The organism is Bartonella taylorii 8TBB, from assembly GCF_902825155.1.
GTDB classification, from domain to species: domain Bacteria; phylum Pseudomonadota; class Alphaproteobacteria; order Rhizobiales; family Rhizobiaceae; genus Bartonella; species Bartonella taylorii_A.
Genome location: NZ_CADEAG010000175.1, coordinates 1 through 407, shown reverse-complemented (window position 1 = coordinate 407; position 407 = coordinate 1). Strand labels below are relative to the sequence as shown.

General features: G+C 39.3%; 1 pseudogene. It reads left to right on the top strand.

The features are described from left to right. A pseudogene (locus tag J7R13_RS09170) lies at positions 1–407 on the top strand (class 1b ribonucleoside-diphosphate reductase subunit alpha); the annotation flags it as partial.

The following is a 407-nucleotide window of genomic DNA, read 5'->3' as shown; positions in this document are numbered from 1 at the left end:
ATTGCAAAAGCAATGGAAAGTTGTGATTTCGGACGGACGGTAGAAGCTGCTGTTCGTGCTCTTACTGCTGTTTCCGATATGAGTGATATTGCATGTGTACCTTCTATTGCGAAAGGTAATGCCGAAAGTCATGCGATTGGTTTGGGACAAATGAATTTGCATGGTTTTTTAGCGCGTGAGCAGATCTATTATGGCTCTCCAGAAGCGATTGATTTTACTAATATCTATTTTTATATCGTAACGTATCATGCAATACGTGCTTCCAATTTAATTGCACGCGAACGTCAGCAAATCTTTGCAGGATTTGAAAAGTCAGCTTATGCAGATGGCCGTTTTTTTGAAAAATATATTGAGAAAGAATGGAAGCCGCAATTTGCACTTGTCCAAGAGCTTTTTGCACGTAATAA